This is a genomic window from Thiomicrospira sp. (assembly GCF_014859555.1).
Taxonomy (GTDB): Bacteria; Pseudomonadota; Gammaproteobacteria; order Thiomicrospirales; family Thiomicrospiraceae; genus Thiomicrospira.
The window spans coordinates 1-1,464 of sequence record NZ_JACUTY010000137.1 but is presented as its reverse complement, the minus strand read 5'-3'; the positions used below and the strand labels follow the sequence as shown (position 1 = coordinate 1,464).

Below are 1,464 nucleotides of genomic sequence, written 5' to 3'. Positions count from 1 at the left end.
CCCCTCTCCCTTGATGGGAGAGGGCTGGGGTGAGGGTGGTAAACCAGCAAAATTTACCGAAACCCACGCCTACAAACCCAGCTCGCCCTACAGTGCCAGCAAAGCCGCCTCAGACCACCTTATGCAGGCCTGGTGGCGCACCTACCAACTGCCGGGCATTCTGGTGCATTGCTCTAACAACTACGGCCCATTTCAATATGCCGAAAAACTCATACCTAAAACCATTATTAACGCCCTAAATGGTCAGCCCATCCCTATATATGGCAACGGTCAACAAATACGCGACTGGATGTTTGTTGAAGACACCATAAAAGCCTTAATTACCCTGGCCCAAAAAGGCCAACTAGGCGAAACCTACAACATCGGCACCCAAACCGAAAAACAAAACATCGAAATCGTGGATAAAATCTGTGAGATTCTCGACGAACTTGCCCCAATTGCACAAAATAAAACCATTAAAAATTCAACATTAAAAATTAATCATTACAAAGACCTCAAGGTCTTTGTAAAAGACCGTCCAGGCCACGACATGCATTACGCCATCGACGCCAGCAAAATCCAACAACAACTCGGCTGGCAACCACAAGAAACCTTCGAATCCGGCCTTCTCAAAACCGTGCAATGGTATCTAAACAACCAGGCCTGCTAGTCTGTACACACCAAAAGTGTAACCGCGATTACTAAGTTTTAATTTCTACGTGTTATTCCTCGAAAAAACCCATCTAATCGTGTAAACTCTTTCAAAATTCAAATATTGAACACACGCACCAAAGATAAATGCTGGAAAAAAGTAAAGCTAAATGGTCCCTCAGGCTCACCAGAAAAAGCAGAAACCATTCTGGGTTAATCGAGGTGCCCAAGTAACAGAGGGGTTAGATGCGCAACTGGTATTTAGTGACAACAAAACCCAAACAGGACGAGTTGGCCGAGATCAATCTGGCCGCACAGGGTTTTAAGGTGTACCGACCTTTATGTCGTGTGCTCAAAAAATGTCGCGGCAAAGCCATTGAGCGTATGGAATCGCTGTTTCCAAGATACCTGTTTGTAAAGCTTGATAACTTAGGGCAAGACTGGAGCCCAATACGCTCCACTAAAGGTGTGATGCACATGGTGCGCTTTGGCAATCATCCCGCCAAGATCACCGACGACTTAGTCGACGCCATAAAACAACAAGAACAAGCCGTGCTCAACGGCGCCGCCCCGGCACAATATAAAAAGGGCGACAAACTGCGTGTTGAAAGCGGCGCATTTTACGGCTTAGACGCCATATTTGAAAACTATGACAGTGAACAGCGCATCATTGTCCTAATGAACATTCTCGGCCAGCAACAAAAAGTCATTCTGCAAGCCGAGCAGCTTGAGAAAGCCAGCGACTAAGTTAACCAAGTAGCGACCCCCTCAAGCTTAAAACACAACACGGCCCAATTTTTCGAAATGCGTAACGACAGCGTAGAGCGGTAGCGT

Annotated in this window: 2 protein-coding genes; both read left to right on the top strand. The window is 46.5% G+C overall.

The window, feature by feature from the left end; translation table 11 throughout:
- On the top strand, positions 1 to 649 hold a 649-nt coding region (locus IBX48_RS10545), incomplete at its 5' end, for a GDP-mannose 4,6-dehydratase (RefSeq protein WP_296834391.1).
- 227 nt (positions 650 to 876) lie between these two features.
- Positions 877 to 1,377 (top strand): transcription/translation regulatory transformer protein RfaH, encoded by a 501-nt coding sequence (gene rfaH, locus IBX48_RS10540; protein ID WP_296834388.1) that lies wholly within the window; start codon positions 877 to 879, stop codon positions 1,375 to 1,377.
- The last annotated feature ends 87 nt before the right edge of the window (positions 1,378 to 1,464 follow it).